At 55.3% G+C, this 25013-nt stretch carries 30 protein-coding genes; 18 read left to right on the top strand and 12 right to left on the bottom strand.

What is annotated here, in order from left to right:
* A partial coding sequence (locus F7C11_RS05750) for a hypothetical protein (RefSeq protein WP_297091827.1) occupies nt 1–907 on the bottom strand: 907 nt, incomplete at its 3' end.
* 149 nt (nt 908–1056) lie between these two features.
* Between F7C11_RS05750 and F7C11_RS05745 the strand changes: the two genes are divergently transcribed.
* From F7C11_RS05745 to F7C11_RS05730, 4 genes are read left to right on the top strand one after another with little or no spacing between them, the layout of a single operon-like run.
* Nucleotides 1057–1752: an FmdE family protein gene (locus F7C11_RS05745; protein WP_297091836.1), complete on the top strand. Its 696-nt coding sequence runs from the start codon at nt 1057–1059 to the stop codon at nt 1750–1752.
* 1 nt (nt 1753) lies between these two features.
* On the top strand, nt 1754–2872 hold the full coding sequence (locus F7C11_RS05740; protein ID WP_297091825.1) for an iron ABC transporter substrate-binding protein: 1119 nt from the start codon (nt 1754–1756) through the stop codon (nt 2870–2872).
* Between the two features lie 5 nt (nt 2873–2877).
* Complete coding sequence (locus F7C11_RS05735; RefSeq protein ID WP_297091834.1) at nt 2878–3912, top strand: iron ABC transporter permease; 1035 nt, start codon at nt 2878–2880, stop codon at nt 3910–3912.
* Nucleotides 3909–4691, top strand: coding sequence for an ABC transporter ATP-binding protein (locus F7C11_RS05730; protein WP_297091822.1), 783 nt, complete (start codon nt 3909–3911; stop codon nt 4689–4691). Before F7C11_RS05735 ends, F7C11_RS05730 begins: the two co-directional genes overlap by 4 nt.
* Here F7C11_RS05730 and F7C11_RS05725 read toward each other — a convergent pair.
* Together F7C11_RS05725 and F7C11_RS05720 are read right to left on the bottom strand one after the other, a co-directional pair.
* Nucleotides 4653–5612, bottom strand: coding sequence for a tetratricopeptide repeat protein (locus F7C11_RS05725; protein ID WP_297091820.1), 960 nt, complete (start codon nt 5610–5612; stop codon nt 4653–4655). The genes F7C11_RS05730 and F7C11_RS05725 overlap by 39 nt on opposite strands.
* Nucleotides 5613–5716: 104 nt before the next feature.
* A complete protein-coding gene (locus F7C11_RS05720) occupies nt 5717–8728 on the bottom strand; it encodes a PKD domain-containing protein (protein WP_297091818.1) in 3012 nt (1003 codons plus the stop codon).
* 257 nt (nt 8729–8985) lie between these two features.
* Here F7C11_RS05720 and F7C11_RS05715 point away from each other — a divergent pair, with 257 nt between their 5' ends.
* The 14 genes from F7C11_RS05715 to F7C11_RS05650 all read left to right on the top strand — a co-directional run bounded on the left by F7C11_RS05715 (nt 8986) and on the right by F7C11_RS05650 (nt 20018).
* Nucleotides 8986–9930 carry a ribonuclease Z gene (locus F7C11_RS05715; protein ID WP_297091816.1) on the top strand — a complete coding sequence of 315 codons (945 nt, stop codon included), beginning with the start codon at nt 8986–8988 and terminating at the stop codon, nt 9928–9930.
* Entirely contained in the window at nt 9927–10628 is a 702-nt protein-coding gene (locus F7C11_RS05710) for a TraB domain-containing protein (protein WP_297091814.1), read from the top strand. Before F7C11_RS05715 ends, F7C11_RS05710 begins: the two co-directional genes overlap by 4 nt.
* Nucleotides 10628–10804 carry a hypothetical protein gene (locus tag F7C11_RS05705; RefSeq protein ID WP_297091812.1) on the top strand — a complete coding sequence of 59 codons (177 nt, stop codon included), beginning with the start codon at nt 10628–10630 and terminating at the stop codon, nt 10802–10804. Before F7C11_RS05710 ends, F7C11_RS05705 begins: the two co-directional genes overlap by 1 nt.
* A gap of 49 nt (nt 10805–10853) precedes the next feature.
* Nucleotides 10854–11033 carry a KH domain-containing protein gene (locus tag F7C11_RS05700; RefSeq protein ID WP_167903715.1) on the top strand — a complete coding sequence of 60 codons (180 nt, stop codon included), beginning with the start codon at nt 10854–10856 and terminating at the stop codon, nt 11031–11033.
* 21 nt (nt 11034–11054) lie between these two features.
* On the top strand, nt 11055–11666 hold the full coding sequence (locus tag F7C11_RS05695) for a site-2 protease family protein (RefSeq protein ID WP_297091809.1): 612 nt from the start codon (nt 11055–11057) through the stop codon (nt 11664–11666).
* 67 nt (nt 11667–11733) lie between these two features.
* Nucleotides 11734–12303, top strand: coding sequence for a glucose-6-phosphate isomerase (gene pgiA / locus F7C11_RS05690; protein ID WP_297091806.1), 570 nt, complete (start codon nt 11734–11736; stop codon nt 12301–12303).
* Nucleotides 12304–12373: 70 nt separating this feature from the next.
* On the top strand, nt 12374–13738 hold the full coding sequence (locus tag F7C11_RS05685; protein WP_297091805.1) for an ADP-specific glucokinase: 1365 nt from the start codon (nt 12374–12376) through the stop codon (nt 13736–13738).
* An 82-nt stretch (nt 13739–13820) separates the two neighbouring features.
* Complete coding sequence (gene mpgS / locus F7C11_RS05680; RefSeq protein ID WP_297091803.1) at nt 13821–15002, top strand: mannosyl-3-phosphoglycerate synthase; 1182 nt, start codon at nt 13821–13823, stop codon at nt 15000–15002.
* 2 nt (nt 15003–15004) lie between these two features.
* A complete protein-coding gene (gene mpgP, locus F7C11_RS05675) occupies nt 15005–15736 on the top strand; it encodes a mannosyl-3-phosphoglycerate phosphatase (RefSeq protein WP_297091801.1) in 732 nt (243 codons plus the stop codon).
* Nucleotides 15733–17115, top strand: coding sequence for a mannose-1-phosphate guanylyltransferase/mannose-6-phosphate isomerase (locus F7C11_RS05670; protein WP_297091800.1), 1383 nt, complete (start codon nt 15733–15735; stop codon nt 17113–17115). Before mpgP ends, F7C11_RS05670 begins: the two co-directional genes overlap by 4 nt.
* A 2-nt stretch (nt 17116–17117) precedes the next feature.
* Nucleotides 17118–17534, top strand: coding sequence for a hypothetical protein (locus F7C11_RS05665; protein WP_297091832.1), 417 nt, complete (start codon nt 17118–17120; stop codon nt 17532–17534).
* A 10-nt stretch (nt 17535–17544) separates the two neighbouring features.
* Nucleotides 17545–18915 carry a phosphoglucosamine mutase gene (gene glmM, locus F7C11_RS05660; RefSeq protein ID WP_297091799.1) on the top strand — a complete coding sequence of 457 codons (1371 nt, stop codon included), beginning with the start codon at nt 17545–17547 and terminating at the stop codon, nt 18913–18915.
* Nucleotides 18916–18984: 69 nt separating this feature from the next.
* Nucleotides 18985–19467, top strand: a complete 483-nt coding sequence (locus tag F7C11_RS05655) for a permease (protein ID WP_297091798.1) — start codon at nt 18985–18987, stop codon at nt 19465–19467.
* Nucleotides 19464–20018: a permease gene (locus F7C11_RS05650; protein WP_297091797.1), complete on the top strand. Its 555-nt coding sequence runs from the start codon at nt 19464–19466 to the stop codon at nt 20016–20018. Before F7C11_RS05655 ends, F7C11_RS05650 begins: the two co-directional genes overlap by 4 nt.
* Nucleotides 20019–20074: 56 nt before the next feature.
* Here F7C11_RS05650 and F7C11_RS05645 read toward each other — a convergent pair whose 3' ends face one another.
* From F7C11_RS05645 to F7C11_RS05605, 9 genes are all read right to left on the bottom strand, one after another.
* Nucleotides 20075–20893, bottom strand: a complete 819-nt coding sequence (locus F7C11_RS05645) for an energy-coupling factor ABC transporter ATP-binding protein (protein ID WP_297091796.1) — start codon at nt 20891–20893, stop codon at nt 20075–20077.
* Complete coding sequence (locus F7C11_RS05640; protein WP_297091795.1) at nt 20890–21549, bottom strand: energy-coupling factor transporter transmembrane protein EcfT; 660 nt, start codon at nt 21547–21549, stop codon at nt 20890–20892. The genes F7C11_RS05645 and F7C11_RS05640 overlap by 4 nt, the downstream gene beginning before the upstream one ends.
* Before the next feature lies 1 nt (nt 21550).
* Nucleotides 21551–21799, bottom strand: a complete 249-nt coding sequence (locus F7C11_RS05635) for a PDGLE domain-containing protein (protein WP_297091794.1) — start codon at nt 21797–21799, stop codon at nt 21551–21553.
* A complete protein-coding gene (locus F7C11_RS05630; RefSeq protein ID WP_297091793.1) occupies nt 21796–22410 on the bottom strand; it encodes an energy-coupling factor ABC transporter permease in 615 nt (204 codons plus the stop codon). Before F7C11_RS05630 ends, F7C11_RS05635 begins: the two co-directional genes overlap by 4 nt.
* Nucleotides 22411–22556: 146 nt before the next feature.
* Nucleotides 22557–23357 carry a proteasome assembly chaperone family protein gene (locus F7C11_RS05625; protein ID WP_297091791.1) on the bottom strand — a complete coding sequence of 267 codons (801 nt, stop codon included), beginning with the start codon at nt 23355–23357 and terminating at the stop codon, nt 22557–22559.
* A gap of 1 nt (nt 23358) precedes the next feature.
* Nucleotides 23359–23538 (bottom strand): RNA-protein complex protein Nop10, encoded by a 180-nt coding sequence (locus tag F7C11_RS05620; protein WP_297091789.1) that lies wholly within the window; start codon nt 23536–23538, stop codon nt 23359–23361.
* Nucleotides 23535–24362, bottom strand: a complete 828-nt coding sequence (locus F7C11_RS05615; protein WP_297091788.1) for a translation initiation factor IF-2 subunit alpha — start codon at nt 24360–24362, stop codon at nt 23535–23537. Before F7C11_RS05615 ends, F7C11_RS05620 begins: the two co-directional genes overlap by 4 nt.
* A gap of 92 nt (nt 24363–24454) precedes the next feature.
* Nucleotides 24455–24652 carry a 30S ribosomal protein S27e gene (locus F7C11_RS05610; protein WP_012571194.1) on the bottom strand — a complete coding sequence of 66 codons (198 nt, stop codon included), beginning with the start codon at nt 24650–24652 and terminating at the stop codon, nt 24455–24457.
* 3 nt (nt 24653–24655) lie between these two features.
* Nucleotides 24656–24940, bottom strand: coding sequence for a 50S ribosomal protein L44e (locus F7C11_RS05605; RefSeq protein WP_014012391.1), 285 nt, complete (start codon nt 24938–24940; stop codon nt 24656–24658).
* Between the last annotated feature and the right edge of the window lie 73 nt (nt 24941–25013).

The following is a 25013-nucleotide window of genomic DNA, read 5'->3' as shown; positions in this document are numbered from 1 at the left end:
TTTTCCTCAGCTTCCATGCCAAGAGGACAAAGGTGCCAGCGCCCAGGAGGCCTTCACCCCTGATGCCGTTGAGCTCAAGGATTATGTCGTAGGGCACTAACCAGAATGCCAGAAAGCCAATGACTAGGGCGTACTTTCCCCTTTCGTCCAGACGGGCGGGCGTGGAGTAGAAGTGCAGCGTTACGAGGAGTCCCAGGAGGGACGTCACGACCGGGGGCATCGGAGAGCGCGGAAGGGTGGTGGATATCAAAAACAGGATAGAAGACACCAGGAGGCCGTAGAGGAAAGGATGTCTCCTCGGGAATGTCCCATCAAAGAGGGCCTCCCTTTTTATTTTCCTGGCCATCAGGAGCAGGGAAATCGAGAGGATTGCCGTGAGGAGATACTGGAGTGCAGGTGCTCTGTATGAACCAAGGACGGCGAAGAACACTGCACCGGACAGCAGAAACGACGCTGATGTAAGCAGGATTCCCCGCTTTCCGAGAAGACTCTCGTTCCGGAACTCCGGATAGAGGGCATCAATCACCATTATTGGAACCGCTATGCTCATCAGGGAGTGGAATATCGTCAGCCATACCGCCCAGACGGTGTTAACCCCCCATGCTCTTCCATAAACCCCAAGGATTCCAAGGTCGGGCCATTTCGGATTGAACCAGGATTTTATGACGAGCCCCTCCTCCACGATCCCGTAGACAAAGCCGAGTAGCATGAGTCTCAGGTAGTTTCTCCCCCACCGGACCCAGGCCTCGCGAACGAGGAGAACGCCCGCACCGTAGTATGCCCACAGAAGGGGGAACGATAGCGGATTGGTAAGTGCCTCCAGGGGAGGGGTAGAACCGCTCAGCACCTCTGCGAAGAACGGGGACAGGAATGACATGACCAGAGCAACCCTGATTCTGCGCTCCATGGAGGGGGCTTGTGCAAAGGGTGATTTATACCTTCCCCTCCTGCCTAATCTGGTTAGTTGCTCTCTGTCCGGTGCAACACCAAAGGTTGATAACACCTAGCTTAAAAAACCGTTAAAAACGTGCTACTTAATTGCCAATTGGTGATACCATGCTCGCGCTCAACCGTCTCGTAGAAGAAAAGGATGCAGAAAAAATCCTTGAATACGCCCGCGAGTTTCACGGCCACGTCTGTCCATACCTCGCTCTTGGAATAAGGGCGTCGCTGATAGCCATGGAGGAACTAGGCGTCGGAAGGCTCGACTACTCTGGAAGCGTCGATGAGTCCATTCTTGCCATGGTCGAGGTCAACAGTTGCTTTACTGACGGCGTCCAGGTGACGACAGGCTGCACGCTGGGAAACAACTCCCTGATATACATCGACCTCGGCAAGACCGCCCTGACCCTCGTCAAGCGCTCCACATGGGAGGGCGTTAGGGTCTACGCCGACGCTGAGAGGCTGAGGAAGTACTACCCTCGGGGCACGACCGAACTCTTCAATAGGGTCGTTAAGGAACGGAGGGGAACCCCGGAAGAGCGGAAGCGTCTCTGGGAGCTCTGGGAGGAGATAGCCCGCACCATGCTGGAGCTCCCAAAGGACGAGTTCAAAATCGAGCGTGTTAGGGTTCCCCCGGTGGAGCAGGCGCCGATAGTGGAGAGCGTTCGCTGCTCGAAGTGTGGGGAGCTGGTCATGGAAACCCGGGTCGTTTACATAAACGACGAACCCTTCTGCCTCCGCTGTGAGGGAGAGGTGTATCGTGCGGTGGTTGGAAGGGGAATAGTTGACGTCTCGCCGAGGGGGTGCTGAGATGAGGAGGCTCCTTGCTCTGTTGCTCGTCCTCATGGTGGTTTCAATAAGCGGCTGCATCGGGAATGATACAATCACCGAAAGTGGGAAGGCAACGATAACCGTCACGGACGCCCTTGGGAGGAGTGTGGAGGTTCCCGCGAAGGTGAGCCGGGTGGTTGCCGTGGGCCCGGGAGCGCTGAGGCTTGTTGTTTACCTCAACGCAAGCGACATGGTGGTTGGCGTGGAGGACTTTGAGAAGAGCTACAACTTTGGAAGGCCATACATCATAGCCCATCCTGAACTCAGGAAACTGCCCACAGTGGGCCCCGGTGGGCCTGGCAAGCTGCCCGACTTCGAGGCGCTCGTAGAGCTGAAGCCCGACGTTATCTTCATAACCTACGTGGACAGGAAGACTGCCGATGAGATACAGTCGAAAACCGGCGTTCCGGTCGTTGTTCTAAGCTACGGTCAGCTAACGACCTTTGAGGATGCGGATCTGTTCAAGTCCCTTGAGCTGGCCGGCAAAATCCTCGGAAGAGAGAAGAGGGCGGAGGAGGTAATAAACTTCATTAAGGCAACCCAAGAGGACCTGATGGAGCGCACGGCGGACGTTGAGCCCAAGACGGTTTTCGTTGGCGGCATCGGTTACAAGGGTGCTCACGGCATGGAGAGCACCGAGGCAAGCTATCCGCCGTTCATTGTTGTCCACGCCAAGAACGTTGCCGATGAGCTTGGAAGCGGCCACCAGTTCATTGACAAGGAGAAGCTCCTTGAGTGGCAGCCTGATTACATCTTCATCGACGAGGGCGGCCTCCAGCTAATCCTCGATGATTACTCCAAGACTCCGGACTTCTACGCCTCGCTCAGAGCAGTGAAGGAGGGCAACGTCTACGGCATACTGCCCTACAACTTCTACACAACAAACATCGGAACGGCCCTAGCCGATGCGTACTTCATAGGAAAGGTGCTCTATCCTGAGAAGTTCAGCGACGTGGACCCTGCAAAGAAGGCGGACGAAATATACACGTTCCTTTTAGGGAAGCCCGTCTATGACGTCATGAAAGAACAGTTCGGCGGCTTTGGTAAGATAGACCTCTCCAACGGGACGGTCAGCTACTCACTGCCGGTCTCACCGTGATGGAGATGGACTACGAAGGCTATGTGGCAAAAAGGGTCTTCATTGGCCTTTTTCTTTCTCTCTCAATCATGGTGGTTAGTCTGTACGCCCTTTCCCACGGGGCCTATTCGCTCTCCGTGAGGGAGGTCGTTGACGCCCTCTTCGGCGGCGGAACGGACAGTGCCCGGCTCATAGTCTGGAACATAAGACTTCCAAGGATAGTTGCCGGACTTTTGGTCGGTGCCTCCCTGGCCATAGCGGGCGCGGTCATGCAGGGCTTTCTTAGAAATCCACTGGCCACGCCGTTCACGATGGGCGTCTCTCATGGGGCGATGTTTGGTGCTTCCTTTGCGATACTCCTTGGAGCGGGCTACGCGGAAAGCTCCGGGAGAATTTCACTGGACAACCCCTACGCTGTTGTCCTCTTTGCTTTCATCGGTGCTATAAGCGCCACAGCTGTGATTCTGACACTTGCAAGGCTTAAGGGACTTAGCCCGGAGGCGATAATCCTGGCCGGTGTTGCCATGAGCTCGCTGTTCGTGGCCCTAACAACGCTCGTTCAGTACTTTGCGGATGAGCTTCAGCTGGCCGCTATGGTCTACTGGAGCTTCGGCGACCTCGGGAGGGCCACTTGGCGGGAGGATTTGATGCTGTTCGCGGTTTTTGTTCCTGTTTTTGTGTATTTTGTCGTTAAGCGCTGGGATCTGAACGCATCCGTTATGGGTGATGAGGTAGCCAAGAGCGTTGGCGTTGACGTTGAGAGGGTTCGCCTCATCTCGACGTTTCTGGCGGCTTTAGTAACCTCCGTAAGCGTTGCTTTTGTGGGTGTCATTGGCTTTATAGGGCTGATAGCGCCCCACGCCGTCAGACTTGTGGCCGGGGGAGACTATCGCTTTCTTGTTCCTCTATCTGCCTTGGCGGGCGCTTTGCTATTGGTGGCAGCGGATACGGTTGCACGGCTTGTTCTGTCCCCTATGATTCTGCCGGTTGGCATAGTGACGTCATTCCTCGGTGCTCCCGCCTTTATATACCTCCTTGTAAGGATGGAGGGGAGGAAATGAGTGCCGTAAAGGTCACGGACCTTCACTTCACCTACAACGGTTCGGAGGTTCTGAGGGGAATCAACCTTGAAGTTGATGAAGGTGAATTTGTGGCCATACTCGGCCCTAACGGTGCAGGTAAGAGCACGCTCCTCAAATGTATCGCGGGCATATTGGAATGTGACGCCGTGGAGATTCTTGGGCGGCCCATACGTGAATACTCCCGAAATGAACTGGCAAAGGTTCTCGCCTACGTGCCGCAGAGATACGAACCGGGTTTTATGACGGTGTTTGACACCGTTCTTCTTGGCAGGAGGCCTTACATGGGGCTGAGACCATCGAAGGGCGACGTTGAGACGGTACGGAGGGTGATGAGGATTATGGGTATCGGGCATCTCGCCCTGAAGACCACCAACGCGCTGAGCGGTGGGGAGCTCCAGAAGGTCAGCATAGCCAGGGCCTTGGCACAGGAACCAAGGATACTCCTTCTCGATGAACCAACCAACAACCTCGACCTTAAGAGCCAGCTGGAGGTCATGGAAATAGCGAGACACTTCTCCGAGGAGGGAGGGACGTCAATAGTGGTTATGCACGACGTTAACCTTGCCCTTCGATTTGCCCGAAGGTTTATCTTCATGAGTAATGGAGGCATTGTGGCAGACGGCGGAAGGGGAATACTGGAACCGGGCCTCTTTGAGGAGGTTTACGGGGTGAGGGTAAGGATAGAAGAGATTGGGGGAATCCCCATGGTGGTTCCCCTCTCACATCTCGGCCTCTCCGAGGAACTCAAGAAGGTCTAGCAGGCGTGGATCCTTGACCTTTTCTATGACTTTCCCTGCCTCCTCGGCCTCGATCTTCCCATCCTTGTACAGGGCTATCGCCTTCACGGCCTCAAAGAAGTCCGCCAGCTCGGGGAGGGCATTTGCGAACATGTCCATGTGCAGGTAAACCGTCTCGAAGTCGTCCTCAAGGAACAGCTGCCAGAGGACGTCCATGAGCGAGCCGAATGCTATGTCCTCGTAATCGGTACCCCTCGCATGTATCAGGGCGTAGAGGCATTCCTGAAGTGCCGCGTCGTAGTTCTCGTCCTCCTCGAATATTTCCTCAAAGCTGAGGTGGATTTCAACGAGGAGGTCGCTCTTGTTCAGAACCTTCGGCAGAATGCCTGCGAGCATGGCCTTTGCCTCGTAGGTTTCCCCAGATTCAAAGAGAACGTACGCCTTGTGGATAGCTATCTTCAGAACCTCGTCCTCGTCTTCAAGTTCGCGGTATATCTCCTCCGCCTTTTCCATGAGGCCTATGGCCTTCTCGTACTCCTGGAGCTCCTCATGGATGAGCGCCATGGCGTAGTAGATCTTCGCTATGTTCTCCTTGTTCCCCTTCTCGGTTTCCTCTTCGAGAAGAGCCCTGTAGAGGTCGAGGCTCTTTTCAAGCTCCCCTATCAGGTAATAGAGGTCGGCCAGCTCGAACTTTACCTCAAAGGTGTCCTTCTCCTCCGCCATCTTTTCAAACTCGCCCAGCTTGTCTATGCCGAGAAGCTCATGGAAGTAGTAAACGGTGAGCTTGTACAGTTCGAAATCACCACACTCCAGGGCGAGCTTTTCGGCCTTTTCGAGGGCTTCTTTAAGCTCCTCGTCGCCCAGCCCGTCGACCCTGTGGTACAGGAGGGTTGCAACTTTTTTGCAATCCTTTTCCTCGATTGCCTTCAGAATCTCCTCCATGCTAAACACCTCAGAATAGTTAGCCCTCCCGGGTATTTAATGCTTTGGTTAAGCCGGTTTCATTGTGCCCCGGGCTGACTTCTGGGGAAAAATAAATGGGAAGCTCAGCGCCTCCGGAAAAGCGCCGCTAAGACTGCCACAAGGGCCATAATTCCAGGCCCGCAGGTTCCCCCGGATTCAGTTGGAGAAGGCTGATTGCTTGTTGGTGTCGAGCTCTGAGATGCAGTCTCGGATGAGGGGGTTGTTGGGGGACTGCCCGTTTCCGTTGCGGTCGAGGAAGTGGACTGCGTCGTTGACGTCGTGGTAGTGCTGCTCTCTGTCTCGGTGGTCGTCGCTGGAGTGACCTCGGAGACGGTTATGGTAATCCTCCTGACGTCCTCTCCGCCCTCCTCGTCCCTTACGGTTAGCGTTACCGTGTAGTTACCGGGGCTGGAGAAGGTGTGCGTTGGCTCGGCCTCGCCCGAAGTGGCACCGTCACCAAAGTCCCAGCTCCAGCTTATGATGTTGCCGTCCCTGTCGTAGGACTTGTCGGCGAAGCTCACCTCTTCGCCTGCCTTCGGCTCCTTCGGCAGGAAGGTGAAGTCGGCCGTTGGGAGGTAGTTCCTCGGCTGGACGGTTATCTCCTTGTAATAGCTTCCCCTCAGTCCGCTCTCGTCCTCAACAGTTAGCATCACGGTGTAAACTCCGGGCGATGAGTAGACGTGCCTCGGGTTCCTCTCGTCGGAGAAGTTGCCGTCGCCGAAGTTCCAGCTCCAGCTCACAACGCTCCCGTCAGGGTCAGAGGAGCTGTCCACGAAGCTCACTTCATCGCCGGCCCGGAGTTCTGCCGGCGAGTAGCTGAAGAGGGCCTCCGGCCTCTCGTTGGGCTCGACGTTTATCGTTGCACTGCACGTCGAGTTGGCGTTCCAGATGTCGTAGACGGTGAGTGAGAGCCTGTAGGTGCCTTCTCCGGTATAAACGTGCCTCAGCTCGGTGTAGTTGCCCTCAAGGGTTGCGCCATCGCCAAAGTCAAGCTCCCACCTCACCGAACCGTTCTCAGGGTCGCTGAAGTTCAGGTTAAAGCCCACCTCAAGGGGCATCTTGCCGGAGTTCGGCGTTGCACCTATGGAGCACTCCGGGGGATTGTTCAGTGCTTTAAGGGCGTTGAGGTTGATCCGGAACAGCCCGAAGTTTATGAAGATTGGGCTCAGCTCCCTCGCCTCGTAGTATGAGCCCTTGCTCGGGACGTAGAAGTCGAGGACGAGATGGCCATCTTCGCTGTCCGTGTAGATGACCCCTGTCGCGTTGTACCACTTGCTCCCCTCGTCTATCCTGCCCTCGTAGGCGACCAGCACAGAAGTCTCGTTCGAGAACGTAACCTCGTGGGTCGTCAGCTTCTCGTGGCTGTAGTCGCCCTGGACGGAGCCCTCAAACCCCGTGAGAACCTTGCTCCCCAGCGTGCCGCTGAAGGAGAGGGACACCCCAACGGAGAACGTGTTGGCCTGCTTTTCCCAGCTGAGCTGCCTCATGTACTGTTCGTAGGAGCTCTGGACGTTGCTGGCCTCTATGGTGAAGACCCCGAGGACTCTGCTGGCGTCGTAATTCTTGAGGTCGGTTATCCTGGTCGGGTAGGTGTTGATGTCGCCTATTTCATGGAGGTTCGAGTCGTAGCTCTGGAAGTGCACGTTGGGCGGCCCCTTGGGAATCGAGACGAGGACGTACTGCTGTTTGCCGTTTATCACTGCGAGCTCGGGCGGGGATATTATGGGGAACTCGTAGACGTCGTAGTCCGTGCTCACGTATATCGCCCCATCGGCCATGTCGGCGAGCATCTTATGGGTTATCGCGGTTTCGTAGCTCTGGCCGGTCTCGCGCTGGAGCTTCTGGCCGACCATGGTCTTCAGGCCGAGTTTGTACGTGACTAACCCCGGTGCGCTCTGCATGAACTTGAGCTCCGCCGTCATCTTCATGTCGGTGGTGGCCCTGATTGAAGCTGTAGTCGTCTGGGTCTGCTTGCTAGTGTACTCCGCGTAGAAGGTTCCGCTCTCGTTTATGGCGTCGTAGTCAACGGGCGGGGCGTTTATAACCGCCAGAATCTGGTTAACCACGTGGAGGGTGGCCTTGTTAGGAGGACCGACGACTATTGAGTCGCCGTTGAGGTCGCCGACCGCTAAGCCCGCCCCGTAGGTGAACTCAGTCTTGAAGCCGTTGGGGCCGTTTAGCAGGTCACCTATCATGCTGTAGACCCTGACCCTTCCGTCTGACTGTGAAGCCCACACTATCTCAGCTAAACCGTCGCCGTTGACGTCGCCGACGACCATTCTGTCGCCCTTTTGGAAGTTCATCGGGAAGTAGCTGAGCTCCCTGAGGGAGTAGGCGTTGTTCCTGTAGTCTATGCTGAATACGTGGATTCCTCTCTTTGCACCCTTGTTGTCGTTGTCCTGCGTGGCTATGACGAGCTCCTCCCTGCCGTCGAAGTTCACATCGCCAGTACTTACCTCGTCCCTGTCCGTGAGGTCAAAGTACCCGCTGACGTCGAGGGAGGCCCTGTAGATGATGGGGCTGTAGTGAACGGAAAAGTCCAAGTCTATGATGTGGAGCTTGTTCTCGTCGTGGTCGGCCAGTATGATCTCCTGACTACCGTCATCGTCCGCATCAATCGCCGCGAGGCTGTCCCCGTACTCGAAGTCATTAAGCTCTTCCAGCCCGGCCTTGCCCAGGGGCTGAGTGTAGGCCCAATGTGAATCCATAATGGTAATACTGTCCTCGCTCCTGTCCGCAAAGACCAGCTTGAAAGTCCTCCCTGTCCGCATGCACGCCAAATCGTCCCCTTCCTCAAAGTCCACGTCCTTCTTGAAAAGCTCGTTCCCGTACATGTCGTAGGCGTAGATCTTGTCCGTGCTCCTGTCTCCCTGGATTATCTCGTCCTTCCCGTCCCCGTTGATGTCGCACGCTACCAGCTCGTCCCACTTCTCGTAGCCGGTGTGGAACTGCATCATAACTCCACCGCTCTCGTTCTCGTAGCTCCACAGGTAGTCGTCCCTGTCTCCGATGATGATCTCGTTGTTGGGTATCATCGTACCGCCTTGGTTGTCGAGGAAGTCTACCTCCTGAGCGTGAACTGCTGCGAGGGGCATACCAACTAAAAAAGCGACTAGGAGTAAAAATATCAAGAAGACTCCGGTTTTCATAAACACGCCTCCCGAGATCGAGTTTACAAAGGCCTGCAGAAGGGCAAACCTATGTAAACCCATAATACCATTAGCGCTTGAAATATAAAACGATTTTCATGGATTAATGTTACGAAGAACCAGAGAAATCTATATGTTTATCCACCGTTTCGACAGAGTCAACCGACAGTGGGGTTTTAAAGGCCTTCCGAGCACTATACATCATGCTGGAAGTGGTCTTCCTCGGCACAGGCGGCATAATGCCAACCCGGGAACGGAACGTGCCTGCGATAGCCCTTCGGTACAAGGGGGAGGTAATTCTCTTCGATGCCGGAGAGGGCACGATGAGACAGATGAACGCGGCAAAGCTGAGCCCCATGAGGGTCGAGAAAATCTTCATAACCCACTTCCACGGCGACCACTACCTTGGGCTGGCCGCCCTCATACAGACGATGAACCTGTGGGACAGGGAAAAACCCCTCCACATTTACGGCCCCAAATACACCTTTGAGTTCGTCCAGCACTTCCTCAACAGCGGCTTTTTCCGGCCGGGCTTCGATATACACGTCCATGAGCTCGGTGAGACGAGGCTGAAGTTCGGGGACTATGAAATCTGGAGCTTCAAGGTCGAACACGGGATTCCGGCTCTGGGCTACGTCTTTAGGGAAAAAGACCGGCGCGGAAAGTTCCTGCCCGAGAAGTTAAGGGAGTACGGCCTGAGTGAGGGCCCGATACTCGGAAGGCTTGAGCGGGAGGGTCAAATCGAGTGGAACGGCCGGGTAATCCACCTTGAGGACGTCACCGGGCCGAGGCGGAGGGGGCTGAAGGTGGTTTACACTGGGGACACAGAACCCTGCGAGAGGGTCAGGCTCTTCGCCGAGAGGGCAGACCTGCTGATCCACGAGGCGACCTACCTGAACCCCGCCCACAGGGGCGATAGCTATCACTCGACGGTGGAGGAGGCTTGTGAGGTCGCTAAAAAGGCCAAGGTCAAGCTCCTTGCCCTCTTTCACAGGGCCTTCCGCTACACCTACGACGAATACCTGAACGAGGCCTCGCGGATATGCCGGGATTTTGGGGTGGATTTCATAGTTCCGAGGGATTTCGACATTCTGACGTTTAAATCCGGTGAATTCAGCGTGAGAAACCTTCTGGAGGAGAGGAGATGAGCTATCTAAGGTACGTCAAGCTTATAGGCACGATGCACGTTTCGCCGAAGAGCAGGGAGGAGGTAATCAGGACGATACTCACTGAAAGACCCCATGCCGTTGCGATAGAACTTGACAGGGCGCGCTTTCTGGCAATGAATGAGAACCGGCGGCTAACTCTGGAGGAATCACTGCGCTTCGGCAGGAAGGGGGTGATAAACTACGCTTTGGCAAAGGTCGAGGAGAAGCTCGGGGAGGAGTTTGGGATGAAGCCGGGGGAGGAAATGAAAGCTGCTATAAGCGCCGCTCAGACCCTCGGCGTCCCCCTCTACCTCATAGACGAGGACATAAACCTCATACTCTCAAAAATCCTCGCCGCACCTGTGAGGGAAAAGCTCCTCATGGCCCTGGAAGCGCTGGGCCTTTTCCTTCCAGTTGGAGGTGGTCATACTTCAGACCCCATGGCCGAGTACAGGGTCATGATGGTTCAGTTCCGGAGGAGGTATCCCTACCTCTACCGCGTCCTGGTGGAGGAGCGCAACGAGGTCATGGCGAGGAATCTCATCTCAATAGTCGAGAACCTCAAGCTCCGGGGGGTTAAGAGGCCGAGGGTCATAGCCGTCGTTGGCCTCGGCCACAAGCCGGGGATAGAGCACCTTCTCGACAGGGCAGAGGAGGGAAAGCTCCTCTCGCCCTACTGGACTGCGGGGGTGGTATGATGGAAAGAAGGCATCTGGTTTGTCCGCTCTGTGGTGGGTCGGATTTTAAGGTTGAGGAGGGCAAGATAGACAGCAAATGGGGATTCACCGCCCACAAGGTGAAGATAGTCATCTGCAGGAACTGCGGCTATGTCATGATGTTCTACAAGGGGAGAACCATCTGGGACTTCGATTGATTCGTTACTTTTATATTTGGAACCGCCACAGCATTCTTGGGGATCCACCATGAAGGACAGGCTCGAAAAAATGCTCAACGTCAAGATTCTTGAAATCGAGGAGCTTGAGGACAGGATAGTCGTTTACGTTCCGGAGGATCAGGTGAGAATAGCCGTCGGGAGCGGCGGTGCGGCCGTTAAGGCGGCGGAGCTTGTAATCGGCAAGAAAATTGAAGTGAAGGGCAAGTGAATTCCCCTGCGGGGCGTTCTGATGAACTACGAACCCTGGCGGGCTGTGAATAATCCCCGGGGTGCAGGAAGGAGTGAGATCGAAGACCTGCTGATTTCTTTTCTAGTCCTCACTCTGCTCTTTTCCAACTTTGACCCTCACTCTCTCCCCTACGCGGCCGTGGCGGTTCTGACGGCTTTTCTCTTCCACGAGCTCGCCCACAGACAGGTGGCGAGGCACTACGGCTACAGGGCCTACTACAAACGCTGGGAGACAGGCATGCTCCTCGCTCTCCTCGTTGGCATAACCACCCGTCTTCTCACCGGGACGACGTGGATATTCGCCGCCCTAGGCGCCGTTCAGGTTTATGCCCCCTACGCCGTCGACTCTAAGGAAGCCTTCGGGAAGATAGCCCTCGCTGGCCCTCTGACCAACATAGCCGCTGGCATGGTCGCCCTGATCCTTTTGAGAACTGCCCCTCCGTTCACCTCCCTCTGGTGGGTTTTTAGGACGACGGCGGCCGTCAACCTGTGGCTGGCGTTCTTCAACCTGCTCCCGTTCCCTCCGCTGGATGGCTCGAAGGTCGTCCGCTGGAACGCCGGAGCCTGGGCCGTGTCCATCGGTGTTGCCTATCTTCTCTTCAGGTTGGTGTAACACTTTCGGTGATATAGAAGGGAAAGGTTAAATAGGCCCGCCCTTACTTCTATCACGGTGGTTCCCCATGGAGTACAAGAATCCGCTTGGTGTTAATATTGACCTCGAAACCGGAGTTATTCCCGGTGCCAAAAAGCTCGTCAGAAGGCTGAGCGACTTGAAGGGCTACTTCCTCGATGAAGAGGCATACAGCGAGCTCCTCAAGGAAAACCCGGTCGTCTATGAGGTTTATGCAGTAGAGCAAGAAGAGAAGGACGGTGACCTCAACTTCGCAACCACCGTCCTCCACCCGGGCAGGGTTGGTAAGGAGTTCTTCTTCACCAAGGGACACTACCACTCCAAGGCGGACAGGGCGGAGATATACTACGGCATCAAGGGAAGGGGAGGGATGCTCCTCCAGACGCCCGAAGGGAAGGCCGAGTGGATAGAGATGGGCCCGGGGACGGTAGTCTATGTTCCACCATACTGGGCGCACAGAACCGTCAATACGGGCGATGAGCCGTTCATCTTCCTGGCGATTTATCCTGCCGACGCGGGCCATGACTACGGGAGCATAGCCGAGAAGGGCTTCTCCAAGCTGGTCGTTGAGGAGAACGGCGAAGTCAAGGTTGTGGACAACCCGCGCTGGAATAAGTGAGCTTTTAATTTTCCCTTTCTCACCGCAACCCTTATTAACTTCCAATGGTTACATCACTCCCGGTGATACAATGTCATGGGACGCTCTTTACTCATCGGCCTTTGATAAAGTCCGCGGGAACATCGGGAAGGTCGGAGGGGTTCTTCTCGCCTACAACACGAACATCGACGCGGTAAAGTACCTTGACTCCAAGGACCTGGAGCGACGGGTGCGGAATGTGGGGGAGGATGAAGTTCTGAGGTACTCGGACGAACTCCCGGAGAAAATAACCTCCCTTGAGCATCTCTTCGGCGGAATTCTCTGGAGCGTTCGCCGGGGCAAGGCCGCAGAGCTCTTCGTGGAGAGCTGCAGCGTCAGGTTCTACATGAAGCGGTGGGGATGGGACGAGCTGAGGATGGGCGGCCAGGTGGGGATAATGGCCAACCTCCTCGGCGGCGTTTACAACGTTCCGGTCATAGCCCACGTCCCCCAGCTTTCGAGGCTCCAGGCGGAGCTCTTTAAAGACGGCCCTATCTACGTCCCTAAGGTCGAGAACGGAAAGCTCAGGCTTGTCCATCCGAGGGACTTCGCTGGGGACGAGGAGAACTGCATCCACTACATCTACGAGTTCCCGCGTGGGTTCAGGGTTTTCGACTTCGAGGCGCCGAGGGAGAACCGCTTCATAGGCTCTGCCGACGACTACAACCCGAACGTTTACATAAGGCCGGAGTTCCATGAGCACTTTGAGGAGATAGCCTCCGAGTCCGAGCTGGCCGTAATAAGCGGCCTGCAGGCACTCACGGGGGAGAACTACCGTGAGCCCGTTGAGACTCTCAGGGGACACCTTGAAATCCTCAATGATAAGGACATCCCCGTCCACCTTGAATTTGCCTTTACCACCGACAGAACCGTCAGGGAAGCCCTCGTTGATCTTCTCGGGAAGTTCTGGAGCGTCGGCTTTAACGAGGTCGAGCTTGCATCGATAATGGAAGTTGTTGGCGAAGACGAGATAGCCAGGAAGCTCCTTACCCACGACCCGGTTGATCCAGTTGCGGTTACCGAGGCGATGCTCAAACTTGCCGAAAAAACCGGCGTCAGGAGGATACACTTCCACACCTACGGATACTACCTGGCTCTCACGGCTTATAAAGGCGAGTTCATCAGAGACGCGCTGCTCTTTGCGGCTTTGGCAGCTGCAGCCAAGGCAAAGCTTGGTGACGTCCATTCCATAGATGACGTGGTCAAGGCCATGGAGGTCCCTGTGAACGAGAGGGCAAAAGCCGTGGAGGCGGCTCTTGAGGAAAGGTACGGTATGGAGAAGGGAATCGCTGACGTAGATGGCTACCAGCTTTCATTCGTTCCAACGAAGATAGTGGAAAGGCCAAAGTCCACCGTTGGAATAGGCGATACCATCTCAAGCTCCGCCTTTGTCGGCGAGTTTGCACTGCGTCCGTAGAACAAACCTTTTTATTTTGTGTTTCCCAAATTTTTTACGGGATTTCCTTTTCATCTTTGAAAATTATGGCGGGGTGGTCGATTTGCTTTTGGAGGCTCCGGTTTACAAGGAGCTGTTTGGAGCAGTTGAGATTTACGAGGTTCAGAAGGTCATCAAGCTGGACACTCAGACGCGAGACGTGGGGAGCTTTACCGTCACCAATGTGCCCAGGGAGGACATCTACGGCATACTTGAGGACATGGCCATAGTAGTCCCGATGAAAAACGAGAAGCTCCAGTTAGTCGACGGGGTTCTGAAGGCGATACCCCACCAGTGCCCGATAATAATAGTCTCCAACAGCAGGAGGGAGGGGCCCAACCTCTTCAAGCAGGAGGTTGACCTGGTCAAGCACTTCTACAACCTGACCCGGTCGCGGATAGTAATGGTCCATCAGAAGGACAGCGGCATTGCCGCAGCATTCAGAGAGGCGGGATACACCGACGTGCTCGATGAAAACGGTGCCGTGAGAAGCGGCAAGGGGGAGGGGATGCTCATTGGAATACTCATCGCCAAGGCAATTGGAGCCAAATACGTGGGCTTTGTTGACGCGGACAACTACATCCCCGGCTCGGTCAACGAGTACGTGAAGGACTACGCGGCTGGCTTTCTGATGAGCGAGAGTGAGTATGCGATGGTTCGCCTGAGCTGGAGGCATAAGCCAAAGGTCAGCACCAGAGGGCTCTACTTCAAGAAGTGGGGGCGTGTGAGCGAGATAACCAACCGCTATATGAACGCCCTCTTCGGCGTGGCGACCAACTTTGAGACCAACATCATAGTCACGGGGAACGCTGGGGAGCATGCGATGACCCTGAAACTGGCTGAGATTATGCCGTTTTCGACCGGATACTCGATAGAACCCTTCGAACTGGTGCACCTCTTTGAGACCTTCGGCAGGTGGGGCAGCGACCCCCACACGGACGTCTATGACCAGGGGGTTGAGGTCTTCCAGATAGAGACCCTAAACCCACACCTCCATGAAGACAAGGGGAAGGAGCACGTCAGGGACATGATTCTAAGCTCCCTTGGAGCAATCTATCACTCCAAACTTGCCACAGAGAGCCTCAGGCGGAGAATCCTCCAGGAACTGCGTCTCCACGGCCTCATCGGCGAGAATGAGGAACCGCCGAAGCCGAGGATCATGCCCCCCATCGAGAACATAAACCCGAACCAGTGGATGAAGACCCTCGAAGACAACGCCGAAACGCTCCTGCGCTTTGAGGTGTGAGGATGAGGGTGATATTCCTGGATCTCGACAGAACCCTGCTCGGTGACGACTACTCCCCCAAGCCGGCTAGACCAGTCCTCAAGTCCCTTGTCAGCGAGGGTTTCGAGGTCGTGCTCAACTCATCGAAGACCTTCGCGGAGCAGGAATACTACAGGAAAGCCTGGGGGCTGGAGGGTCCTTTCATAGTCGAAAACGGGAGTGCCGTCGTGATCCCGGAGGGCTACTTCCCCTTTGACGTCCAGGGAGTGAGGCGCGGCGGGTACATCTTCATTGAACTGGGAGAAAGGTACGACCGTATAAAACGCATCCTTGACCACCTGGCACCCGAATACGGCCTCAGGTACTACGGAAACTGCACGCTCGATGACGTCATGGCCTTCACGGGTCTGCCCGAAAATCTGGCGGGGCTTGCAATGAAACGGGACTACAGCGAGACGATATTTGCATGGGAAAGACCGGGCTTTGAGGAACTGCTCTCCGATAGGGGTCTCAGGGTATCGCGGGGCAGCAGGTTCATCGGCGTGACCGGGAGCACCGATAAAGGGCGTGCCGCCGTGGAACTGCTGAGGCTGTACTCCCGCCTTGGGAGGGTCGAAAGCTACGCCGTTGGTGATGGAAAAAACGATTTCCCCCTCCTCGACGTTGTGGACCATGCCTTCCTCGTAGGGGCCCTCAGGCATCGGAGGGCTAAAAATATAAGCTCGATCGACGAACTACTGGAGGTGGTGTTATGAAGACTCTGATTCTCGCCGGCGGGAAGGGAACGAGGCTGTGGCCTCTCAGCAGGGAGCTGATGCCCAAGCAGTTCATAAGGATGTTCGATGACTATTCCCTCTTCCAAAAGACCGTCCAGCGGGCACTTGCGTTTTCCAAACCGGACGAGATTTTTGTGGTCACCAACGATATGTACCGGTTCCGCGTTCTCGATGACCTGAGGGAGCTGGGCCTTGAGCTTCCGGAGAACAACATCCTCCTTGAGCCGAGGGGAAAGAACACCCTGCCTGCGATATTCTGGGGGATAAAGAGAATCAAGGAAGCCTTTGGAGATTCGGTGGTGGCTGTGCTCCCATCGGATCACCTGATAGACGCCAACGAGAACTACGTAAAGGCATTTAGAAACGCGGAGAAACTTGCCAGGGACTACCTCGTGACCTTCGGCATAAAGCCGACCAGGCCCCATACCGGCTACGGCTACATAAAACCCGGGGAGAAGCTTGAGGGTGGCTACCTGGTGGCGGAGTTCAAGGAGAAGCCGGACCTTGAGACGGCGAAGCGCTACGTTGAGAACGGCTACTACTGGAACAGTGGAATGTTCATGTTCAACACGGAGGTTTTCACCGAGGAAGTGAAGAGGCACGCCCTCGGTGTCTACGAGGCCTTTGAGAAGGCGGAGAGCATCGAGAAAGCCTACGAGCTCGTCCCTGAGCTGTCGGTTGACTACGGGGTCATGGAGAAGACGGACAGGGCGGCAGTAGTTCCTCTCAACGTCTACTGGAACGACCTGGGCAGCTTTGACGCCATCTACGAGGTAATGGAGAAGGACGAGAGCGGAAACGCCGTCAAGGTGGGGGGCAGGAAGGGCTACCACATTGGCGTTAACTCCCGCAACAATCTCGTCATGACGAGTCGCCTCACAGCGACGGTCGGGGTCGAGGATCTCATAATCATAGACACGGACGATGCCCTCCTCGTCGCCCACCGCGGTGAAGGGCAGAGGGTGAAGGAAGTTTACAAACGCCTTAAGGAGATGAACGACGAGCGTGTCATGGTTCACCGGACAGCCTACAGGCCATGGGGAAGCTACACTGTTCTGGAGGAGGGAGACCGCTACAAGATAAAGCGCCTGACAGTTCTCCCGGGCAAGAAGCTCTCCCTTCAGATGCACTACCACCGCTCTGAGCACTGGGTTGTCGTCAGGGGCACCGCAAAGGTTCGTGTGGGGGAGAAGGAGATACTTCTCCGGCCTGGGGAGAGCACCTTCATACCCGCTGGTGTCGTCCACAGACTTGAGAACCCAGGTAAGGTGGTTCTTGAGGTCATTGAAACCCAGATCGGGGAGTATCTGGATGAGGACGATATAGTTCGTTTTGAGGATGATTTCGGGAGGGAGTGATAATGGCTGAGGATGAGAAGAAGCAGAAGAGTGCCAAGAACTGCGGGGATGAGTGGGAGCGGTTCAGCAGCTCCATATCTTCCCTTTCGCTCAGCCTCCTGCCCACGCTGCTCTTCGTGCTAATAATGTCCTACATAATCGTCGTGGGGCTTCAGAACGCCGACATAACCTTCACCGTTCAGGGCCAGGAGGTCACCATAACCTACCCCCAGATAAACATACCCGTGGACTATTCAGCCATAAAGAACGCGGTAATTTACCTGTTCGCCGCGATACTGATAGGAATACCCGTGCCCCTGCTCTCGGGCAAGTGGAAGCCGCTGAAGATACTAGTCTCGCTGATTCAGGCTGGAGCCTTCGTCTACGGGCTCTACATCTTCGTGATGATGATAATCAACTTTGCCAGTGCCCTGATGTGAGGTGATTGCAATGGGAAGGCTGTTCGGCACCTTCGGCGTCAGGGGAATAGCGAACGAGATGATAACCCCTGAATTTGCCCTCAGGATGGGCATGGCCTTCGGGACGATGCTCAGGCGGGAAGGCAGGAAAAGACCGCTCGTCGTCGTTGGCAGGGACACGAGGGTGAGCGGGGAGATGCTCAAGAATGCCCTGATAAGCGGTCTTCTCAGCGTCGGCTGTGACGTCATAGACGTTGGAATCGCCCCTACCCCAGCGATACAGTTCGCGACGGCACACTTCAAGGCCGACGGTGGGGCGGTTATTACAGCCAGCCACAATCCGCCTGAATACAACGGCATAAAGCTGCTTGAACCCAACGGAATGGGGCTGAAGAAGGAGAGGGAAGCCGTTGTCGAGGAGGTCTTCTTCAGCGAAGACTTCGAGAGGGCAAGATGGGACGAGATAGGTGAAGTCAGGGAGGAGGACGTCATCAGGCCCTACATCGAGGCGATAAAGGCCAGGGTTGACGTTGATGCAATAAGGAAGAGAAAGCCCTTCGTCGTCGTTGACACCTCCAACGGGGCGGGCGGTTTGACCCTCCCCTATCTCCTCAGGGAGCTCGGATGCAAGGTCGTCAGTGTCAATGCTCACCCCGACGGCCACTTCCCTGCCAGAAACCCGGAGCCGAACGAGGAAAATCTAAAGGGCTTTATGGAAATCGTGAAGGCCCTCGGGGCGGACTTCGGGGTTGCCCAAGACGGGGATGCGGATAGAGCAGTCTTCATAGACGAGAACGGGCGCTTCATACAGGGAGACAAGACCTTTGCTCTGGTTGCCGATGCCGTGTTGAGGGAGAACGGCGGCGGGCTGCTCGTCACCACCATAGCCACCTCCAACTTGCTCGACGATATAGCGGAGAGGAACAACGCTAGGGTAATGAGAACCAGGGTTGGAGACCTCATCGTTGCTAGAGCCCTGCTTGAGAACAACGGCACCATCGGCGGCGAGGAGAATGGCGGCGTGATCTTCCCTGACTTCGTCCTCGGCAGGGACGGGGCGATGACGACGGCGAAGATAGTCGAGATCTTCGCGAAATCAGGAAAGAAGTTCAGCGAGCTGATAGATGAACTGCCTAAGTACTATCAGTTTAAGACGAAGAGAAAGGTGGATGGCGACAGGAAGGCGGTGGTTGCCAAGGTCGCCGAGCTGGCGGAATCAAAGGGCTACAGAACGGACACGACCGACGGGACTAAAATCATCTTCAGCGACGGCTGGGTTCTCGTGAGGGCCAGCGGAACGGAGCCGATAATCAGGGTCTTCAGCGAGGCGAAGACCGAGGAGAAGGCGAGGGAATACCTTGAGTTCGGATTGGGTCTTTTGGATGGGGTCGTGAATGGTTAATTTTTCAAACTTTTTATTCTACCATAAAACTTTTATCGAATCTTGTTTCATATATTGAGGGGGAATTCAATGAGTGTGACCACTGTATTTATAAATGCTTTAGCTGTTGTATGTCTGGTTTTTGCTTTAATAAAAGACCGCGCAAAAACAAAACAGGCATTAAAGATGGCCTTTAGGTCGTTCTTCAGAATCATGCCCACGATGCTCGCCATAATAGTCATCATAGGCCTGCTCTCCGGTTTCGTGCCGGAAAGTCGAATTTCCAGCATCATCGGTGAAAACGCCGGATTCAGGGGAGTGCTCACTGTTGCATTTTTGGGAGCGATACTGCATATCCCCTCGCTGATATCTTTCCCGCTGGCGGCATCTCTCCTTGAAAAGGGGGCTTCGATTACCTCAGTTGCTGTCTTTATAACTACCCTGACAATGATTGGAATGGTTACTTTGCCTCTTGAAATAAGGATATTGGGGAAAAAGCTGGCGTTGCTTAGGAATGGGTTGAGCTTTATCATTGCAATCATCATTGGACTCATTATGGGGGCGATATTATGAAAAAGATGTCGAAAGAACAACAGAAAAAGGGACTCGTAAAAGATATGCTCTTTTTGGGGATTACATTGGCGATTGCGGTGGTTTTGCTGTTGATGTTTCCCGAAAAGAGGGAACCCGTGATTTCGTCTTCGAAGGGGTTCTTTATAGAAATGATTCTGATACTGCCCGCCGTGATGGTATTGATGGGGCTTTTTGCGGTGTTTGTTCCAAATGATGTCATCGTGAAGTATTTGGGAAGAAGTTCTGGAATAAAAGGTATATTCCTTGCTATACTTATGGGAGCATTTCCTACGGGTCCCCTTTACGTGGCTTTTCCCATAGCCGCAACTTTACTTAAAAAAGGCGCCCGTATCTCTAACATTATCGTCTTTCTTTCAGCATGGGCATGTATCAAGATTCCCCAAGAGCTGGTGGAGCTCCAATTCCTTGGATTGAAATTCATGATAACGAGACTCATTTTAACTGTAGTCTTTGTGATTATCATGGGAATAGTGATAGAACAAATAGTTTTGTGGAGCGAAAAGACCGAGGGACAGGGACAGGCTTCATAAAACCGTTGCGTTCTCCGTAAAGTCTGGTTTGTAGGTGTGCGGCAGCTCGTGCTTTCCTACCCCTTCTTAGGCTTTTGAGCTGAAAGAGCCAACAGATTAGCTATTTTTTCCTTGGCATCTTCCAGGTTCTTTGGTACGCCCAAGTTTAAGCTGAGAAACAGCTCAATGAGGGGAGGAACGTCGAGGTTGTGCTCCCTCAGAAGGTCAGGGTCTCCGAGTATCTCCTCGGGCGTTCCGACGGTGACTATTCTCCCCCCATCCATCAGGGCTATCCTGTCGCACAGGGCCAGGTAGTCCGCCTCGTGGGAGGCCAGTATCACCGTCTTCCCCTCGGCCATCAGCTCGATTATCAGTTCCCTCATTATCCTCTTGCCCCTGAAGTCGAGGTTGGCGAAGGGCTCGTCGAAGGCTATCACCTCCGGCTCCATTGCCAGAACCGTGGCTATCGCTATCCTCTTCTTCTCACCGAAGCTAAGCTCCCTGGTTTCCCTCTCTGCGTATTCGAGCATCCCCACCCTTTCAAGCGCCCACAGAACGCGCTCCCTCAGCTCCTCGCCGCGCAGACCCAGGTTGTAGGGGCCGAATGCCACATCCTCAAACACCGTCGGAGAGAAGAGCTGGTCGTTGGGGTCCTGAAAGACTATCCCGACCTTTCTCCGAACTTCCCTCGGGTTTTTTGCCGGGTCAAGGCCGTCCACAATGACTCTGCCCTTCTTTGGCCTGAGTATCCCGTTGAGGTGGAGCATGAGGGTGCTCTTTCCTGCACCATTGGGCCCGAGGAGACCGAAGGACTCTCCCCTCTTAATCGTGAGGGTTATCCCCCTGAGCACCTCCCTGCCTGAGTATGAGAAGTAAACGTCTTTCAGCTCTATCATACCAGCAGACCCCCCAGTGCGAGCAGGGCCAGCATCGCCGTCTGGACGTTGGGTCTCGGCTCTTCCAGGCTGGGAAACTCCCCGAAGCCCCTGGAGAGCATGGCCCTGTATATCCTCCCGTTCCTGAGGTATGCCCTGACGAAAACCTCGCCTATAAGGGAGCCGAGCTTTCTGTAGTACTCCCTCCTCCCCACGCCAAAGGCCCTCGAGTCCAGGGCGCGCTTCATCCTAACAGCCTCGTCCGCAAAGAGGTCAAGGTAGCGGTAGGTGAAGGCCAGCGTTAAGGTGAGTATCCGGGGAAACCTCAGCGCCTCCATCTCGGCTAGTATCCTGGAGAATCCCACCGTGCTGGTCACGACCACGGCCGTTCCGGCGGAGAGGAAAGCCTTTCCGAGGAGGGTGAAGAACGAGTACACTCCCTCGTGGGTTATCGGGCCGAGGGGCGTCTCCAGGAGCGGCCTACCCGGGTTAAACAGAGCCATAACGAACAGCAGGCCCTCGAAGCCGAGGAGAAAGCCGAGCTTTTTGAAAACGCTCTTCTCCGGCCTCATAATGAGGGTGACCACAAGGAAAAGGAGCGCAAAGTAGACTAACTCGGTGGGGTTCTTTCTCGTCACGACTCCGATTGCATAAAGGAAAATGAAGGGCAGGTACACTTCAGGCACCCTTGGCGAGCTTTGCCAGACCGTAGCCGACTCCGAAGGCCAGTGTGATCCCGAGCAGCCCCATGACCACGCTCTGACCCCAGGTTTCGCCGTAATCGAGGGGAGCGTGGTAGATCGGATTCTCCTCAAGGCCGACCTTTTCCATCGTTGCCTCCAGCCCGTCGGGGTTGCTCGACGCGAGGGGCAGCACTATCGCCAGCACAACGGCTATAATTATCAAGCCCTTGAAAACCGTCCTCATGCAGGCACCCCCTCAATGGATGGAAGCTTTGCACTTACGGCGTAGACTATCAGGACGGTGAGTATCGCCTCACCGATTCCGATTATCGAGTGGTAGCCGGCCATCAGGGTGAGCACCTTGAGGAACGGGAGGCTGTGGCTGAGGCCTATCTCAACCGCCGCCAGGGTCGCCCCGAGGACGACTGAGAGCCATGCGGCAAAGCCCATCGCGAGGGTCTCGTTGATGCCCTTGAGCTTTGTGTAGACTCCGTAGCCTATGAAGGCCCCGATCAGCCCCATGTTGAGGATGTTGGCACCTATTGCTGTTATTCCACCGTCACCGAAGAGGAGCGTCTGTATCAGCAGAACCGCTGTCATGACTATCACTGCCGCGTAGGGCCCGAGCATTATGGCAACCAGCGTCGCCCCGAGAAGGTGGCCGCTGACTCCCCCTATTATCGGGAAGTTGACCATCTGCGCCGCGAAGATTCCTGCCGCGAAGAGTCCGAGGAGGGGTATCTTCTCCTCCGGGAAGTTCCTGAGCTTTTTGGCCGCGTAGGCTATTCCGGCTATCGTTATCGCGTAGGTAACCACTATCACCGGCGTGCTCAGCAGTCCATCTGGTATGTGCAAGCCAAACACCTCCACGAGTCTTTTGGTGTCATCAGTTGTAAGAAGAGTAGCACGAAATAAAAGTGTTTTTCAAACTGCGTATTATCAACCAAAGGTTTGAAACGGCAATTGCCAGTAAATCCTGTCAGAAAAGAAAAGGGCAGGACTCATAGGTAGCCCCTGTCCTCTTCCTCCGGGGTGGGAGGCATCCCCTGCTCCAGCATGGCCCTCTGCATCTCTTGGACCTTTCTGAGTATTTCCTCCGTCTCCTTGGCGCGCTCCTCAAGTGCAGTCATGTCAAGCTCAAGACCGAGGATTTTGGTCACCGCCAGGAGGACGGACTTTGCGGCCTTGGCATCCACGATGTAACCAAGGCTCTCGCCGAGGAGGCTTATGCCGTACATCGAACGGAGCTTGCCCATTCCCAGCAGAAGACCGGCGGCACCGACTATTGCTCCCCCTTCGTCCTCGCGCCAGATAACCTCAACGCTGCATCCTTCAAGCTTTCTCTGGTAGTACTCAACCAGCTCCTCGTGGGTCACCGCCGCTAAAACCCTCGGCTCCCCCTGGAGCTCGGGCACCTGGTAGCCGCCCATCGTGATTATCTCGCGGACGCCAAACTCGTTGACGAAGTCCAGCATCTTTCCAACGACTTCGAAGTGGCCGGGGCTGTCGGTGGGCGGAACCTGCTGGTCGCCGGTGATGATTATGATGTCCCTGCCGTTCTCGTCAGGGTTCTTCCAGTAGTAGAACTCGTTCTTCATGAGCTCAACGACGGAGTTCTTCTTTATGAGGACCTGATGCATGAAGTGCGGTGAGTATAGGTCTGCGAACTTGACGGCCTGAAGCTCCTGGATGAGGTGCTCCGCGGCGAGCTTTCCAACCAGGCCTATACCAGGGAGACCCTCTATGAAGACCGGGTCCCTGAGTTCGGGCCTCTCATAGACATGGATAACTGACTCCTTCATATCACTCCCTCCCTGCTATGCCCAGCTGCTCGCGCTTCAGCCTTCTCCTGTACTCGCCGTACGGGTCTTCCGGCGAGAAGCGCGGCGGATGGGCTACCTTGGTTTTAGCTCCACAGACTGGACAGGTTTCCTTGAGGGTGTATCGCCCGCACTCGGGGCATTTCTTTATGCGGAACCTCATGCCCCTCTCCTCTTTATCTTCTTGATGCGCTTCTCCTTCCTGATCAGGGTCGCCTCGCCGCCGGCTTCCTTTATAACGCGCAGTATCTCCTCCGCTATGTCCTCAAGGACCTCCTCGGCCTTGTAGTAGTCCGGGGCGGTGATATCTATCCTGTACCTTGGCGCCCCCTGGTATGAAAACTTGACCTCTATCTCCTTTTCCTCGTTGGCCCTGTCGCGCGCCCTGATGAGGGCTTCCTTGATGATCTCGATCCCGTTGGGGCTGGGAACGGTTATCTCGAACTCAGCATCGATGGTAACCGTGGGTATCTCGACGTAGGCCTCTATGATCGGCCTGAGTGCCTCAATCCACTCCTCGCTTATGAGGTCTTCAAGGACTTCCATCCCATTTTGGGCGGCATCCTCGAAGGCGGCATACACCTCTCCGTACTCCTCCTCAAGGGGAACCCATACTTCCTTCCACGCCGTTTCGAAGTCCTTTCCTACCTTCTCGGCCGCCATCTTGAGAAGGTTCTCCGCCTTCTGGGCGCGCTTGTATTCCTGGAGCTTGGCCTTCCTCTGTTGCTGGTTGACGCGCTTAAGGCTCAGGTCTATGTGCCCCTTGCTCGGGTCAACGCGTATGACCTTGGCGACTATCTTCTGCCCCTCCTTGATGAAGTCCCTGATGTTCTTGACCCACGTTGAGGCGACCTCGCTTATGTGCATGAAGCCCTCCTTGCCCGGGTACTCGTCGAGCTTGAGGAATGCACCGTAAGGGTGAATGCTCTTGACAGTCGCGACCACAAACTCTCCCTCTTCGGGATACTCCTTGGCTTTCCTCGGCATTTTAACCACCTCAAAATTTTCTCTGCCGGGGTAAGTTACGAAAAGAGGTATTTAAAGTTTAGCAGAAGGCGAAATTAAGGGAAAGGGAGGGTTCACTCAAGAACCTCAAGTATCTTGGCCTTGATGACGCCCTTTCCACCGGTCGGCTCGACGAGCGTTGCACCGCAGACGAGGCACCTAACGGTGGTTGCCGGGTTGCTGAAGACGATCTGCTCGTTGCCGCAGTCGATGCACTTGACACGGAGGAACCTGCTCCTCGGCATGGGTATGAGGTTCTTCGGGAGAGCCATGCTTCACACCTCCACCAGCTCAAACTTCTTCACGCGGAAGCCCTGTCCCCTGGTGTGGGCCTTGCCGCAGACGGTGCACCTGAAGCGGAGGTCAAGCTTCTTGACCGGCTTCTCCCTTCCGGCCGGGTTCGGCCTCGGGAAACCGCGGTAACCCTTCATGATTCTCCTGAAGCGCCTCTGGCCCTGGCTGAGCTCGCTCCTCGGCCTCTTTTTGACCTTCTCGACCTTGTGGATCGTGTGCTTCTTACAGTAGGGGCAGTAAGTCCTTATCTGCTTCGGGTACTTCATTCTCTCACCTCCATACAGAGGCCCGGTGGGTTCCTACTCGCCCCAGCCTCGGAGACCCCCGAGCCGTGAGGCA

Origin of the sequence: Thermococcus sp., assembly GCF_015521605.1 — an archaeon.
In the GTDB taxonomy this organism is placed as follows: Archaea; Methanobacteriota_B; Thermococci; order Thermococcales; family Thermococcaceae; genus Thermococcus.
Note: the sequence above shows the minus strand (reverse complement) of the source record. Positions and strands in the feature narration are given on the sequence as shown.

What these genes read in the sequence shown, in the direction of transcription:
- F7C11_RS05700 (WP_167903715.1), top strand. Translation starts at nt 10,854, where the DNA reads ATGAAGGACAGGCTCGAAAAAATGCTCAACGTCAAGATTCTTGAAATC.
- F7C11_RS05735 (WP_297091834.1), top strand. Translation starts at nt 2,878, where the DNA reads ATGGACTACGAAGGCTATGTGGCAAAAAGGGTCTTCATTGGCCTTTTT.
- F7C11_RS05620 (WP_297091789.1), bottom strand. Translation starts at nt 23,538, where the DNA reads ATGAGGTTCCGCATAAAGAAATGCCCCGAGTGCGGGCGATACACCCTC.
- F7C11_RS05615 (WP_297091788.1), bottom strand. Translation starts at nt 24,362, where the DNA reads ATGCCGAGGAAAGCCAAGGAGTATCCCGAAGAGGGAGAGTTTGTGGTC.
- F7C11_RS05655 (WP_297091798.1), top strand. Translation starts at nt 18,985, where the DNA reads ATGAGTGTGACCACTGTATTTATAAATGCTTTAGCTGTTGTATGTCTG.
- F7C11_RS05650 (WP_297091797.1), top strand. Translation starts at nt 19,464, where the DNA reads ATGAAAAAGATGTCGAAAGAACAACAGAAAAAGGGACTCGTAAAAGAT.
- F7C11_RS05720 (WP_297091818.1), bottom strand. Translation starts at nt 8,728, where the DNA reads ATGCCCCTCGCAGCAGTTCACGCTCAGGAGGTAGACTTCCTCGACAAC.
- F7C11_RS05745 (WP_297091836.1), top strand. Translation starts at nt 1,057, where the DNA reads ATGCTCGCGCTCAACCGTCTCGTAGAAGAAAAGGATGCAGAAAAAATC.
- mpgP (WP_297091801.1), top strand. Translation starts at nt 15,005, where the DNA reads ATGAGGGTGATATTCCTGGATCTCGACAGAACCCTGCTCGGTGACGAC.
- glmM (WP_297091799.1), top strand. Translation starts at nt 17,545, where the DNA reads ATGGGAAGGCTGTTCGGCACCTTCGGCGTCAGGGGAATAGCGAACGAG.
- F7C11_RS05605 (WP_014012391.1), bottom strand. Translation starts at nt 24,940, where the DNA reads ATGAAGTACCCGAAGCAGATAAGGACTTACTGCCCCTACTGTAAGAAG.
- F7C11_RS05725 (WP_297091820.1), bottom strand. Translation starts at nt 5,612, where the DNA reads ATGGAGGAGATTCTGAAGGCAATCGAGGAAAAGGATTGCAAAAAAGTT.
- F7C11_RS05670 (WP_297091800.1), top strand. Translation starts at nt 15,733, where the DNA reads ATGAAGACTCTGATTCTCGCCGGCGGGAAGGGAACGAGGCTGTGGCCT.
- F7C11_RS05715 (WP_297091816.1), top strand. Translation starts at nt 8,986, where the DNA reads ATGCTGGAAGTGGTCTTCCTCGGCACAGGCGGCATAATGCCAACCCGG.
- F7C11_RS05665 (WP_297091832.1), top strand. Translation starts at nt 17,118, where the DNA reads ATGGCTGAGGATGAGAAGAAGCAGAAGAGTGCCAAGAACTGCGGGGAT.
- F7C11_RS05710 (WP_297091814.1), top strand. Translation starts at nt 9,927, where the DNA reads ATGAGCTATCTAAGGTACGTCAAGCTTATAGGCACGATGCACGTTTCG.
- F7C11_RS05625 (WP_297091791.1), bottom strand. Translation starts at nt 23,357, where the DNA reads ATGAAGGAGTCAGTTATCCATGTCTATGAGAGGCCCGAACTCAGGGAC.
- F7C11_RS05610 (WP_012571194.1), bottom strand. Translation starts at nt 24,652, where the DNA reads ATGGCTCTCCCGAAGAACCTCATACCCATGCCGAGGAGCAGGTTCCTC.
- F7C11_RS05705 (WP_297091812.1), top strand. Translation starts at nt 10,628, where the DNA reads ATGGAAAGAAGGCATCTGGTTTGTCCGCTCTGTGGTGGGTCGGATTTT.
- F7C11_RS05635 (WP_297091794.1), bottom strand. Translation starts at nt 21,799, where the DNA reads ATGAGGACGGTTTTCAAGGGCTTGATAATTATAGCCGTTGTGCTGGCG.
- F7C11_RS05740 (WP_297091825.1), top strand. Translation starts at nt 1,754, where the DNA reads ATGAGGAGGCTCCTTGCTCTGTTGCTCGTCCTCATGGTGGTTTCAATA.
- pgiA (WP_297091806.1), top strand. Translation starts at nt 11,734, where the DNA reads ATGGAGTACAAGAATCCGCTTGGTGTTAATATTGACCTCGAAACCGGA.
- F7C11_RS05695 (WP_297091809.1), top strand. Translation starts at nt 11,055, where the DNA reads ATGAACTACGAACCCTGGCGGGCTGTGAATAATCCCCGGGGTGCAGGA.
- F7C11_RS05645 (WP_297091796.1), bottom strand. Translation starts at nt 20,893, where the DNA reads ATGATAGAGCTGAAAGACGTTTACTTCTCATACTCAGGCAGGGAGGTG.
- F7C11_RS05685 (WP_297091805.1), top strand. Translation starts at nt 12,374, where the DNA reads ATGTCATGGGACGCTCTTTACTCATCGGCCTTTGATAAAGTCCGCGGG.
- F7C11_RS05730 (WP_297091822.1), top strand. Translation starts at nt 3,909, where the DNA reads ATGAGTGCCGTAAAGGTCACGGACCTTCACTTCACCTACAACGGTTCG.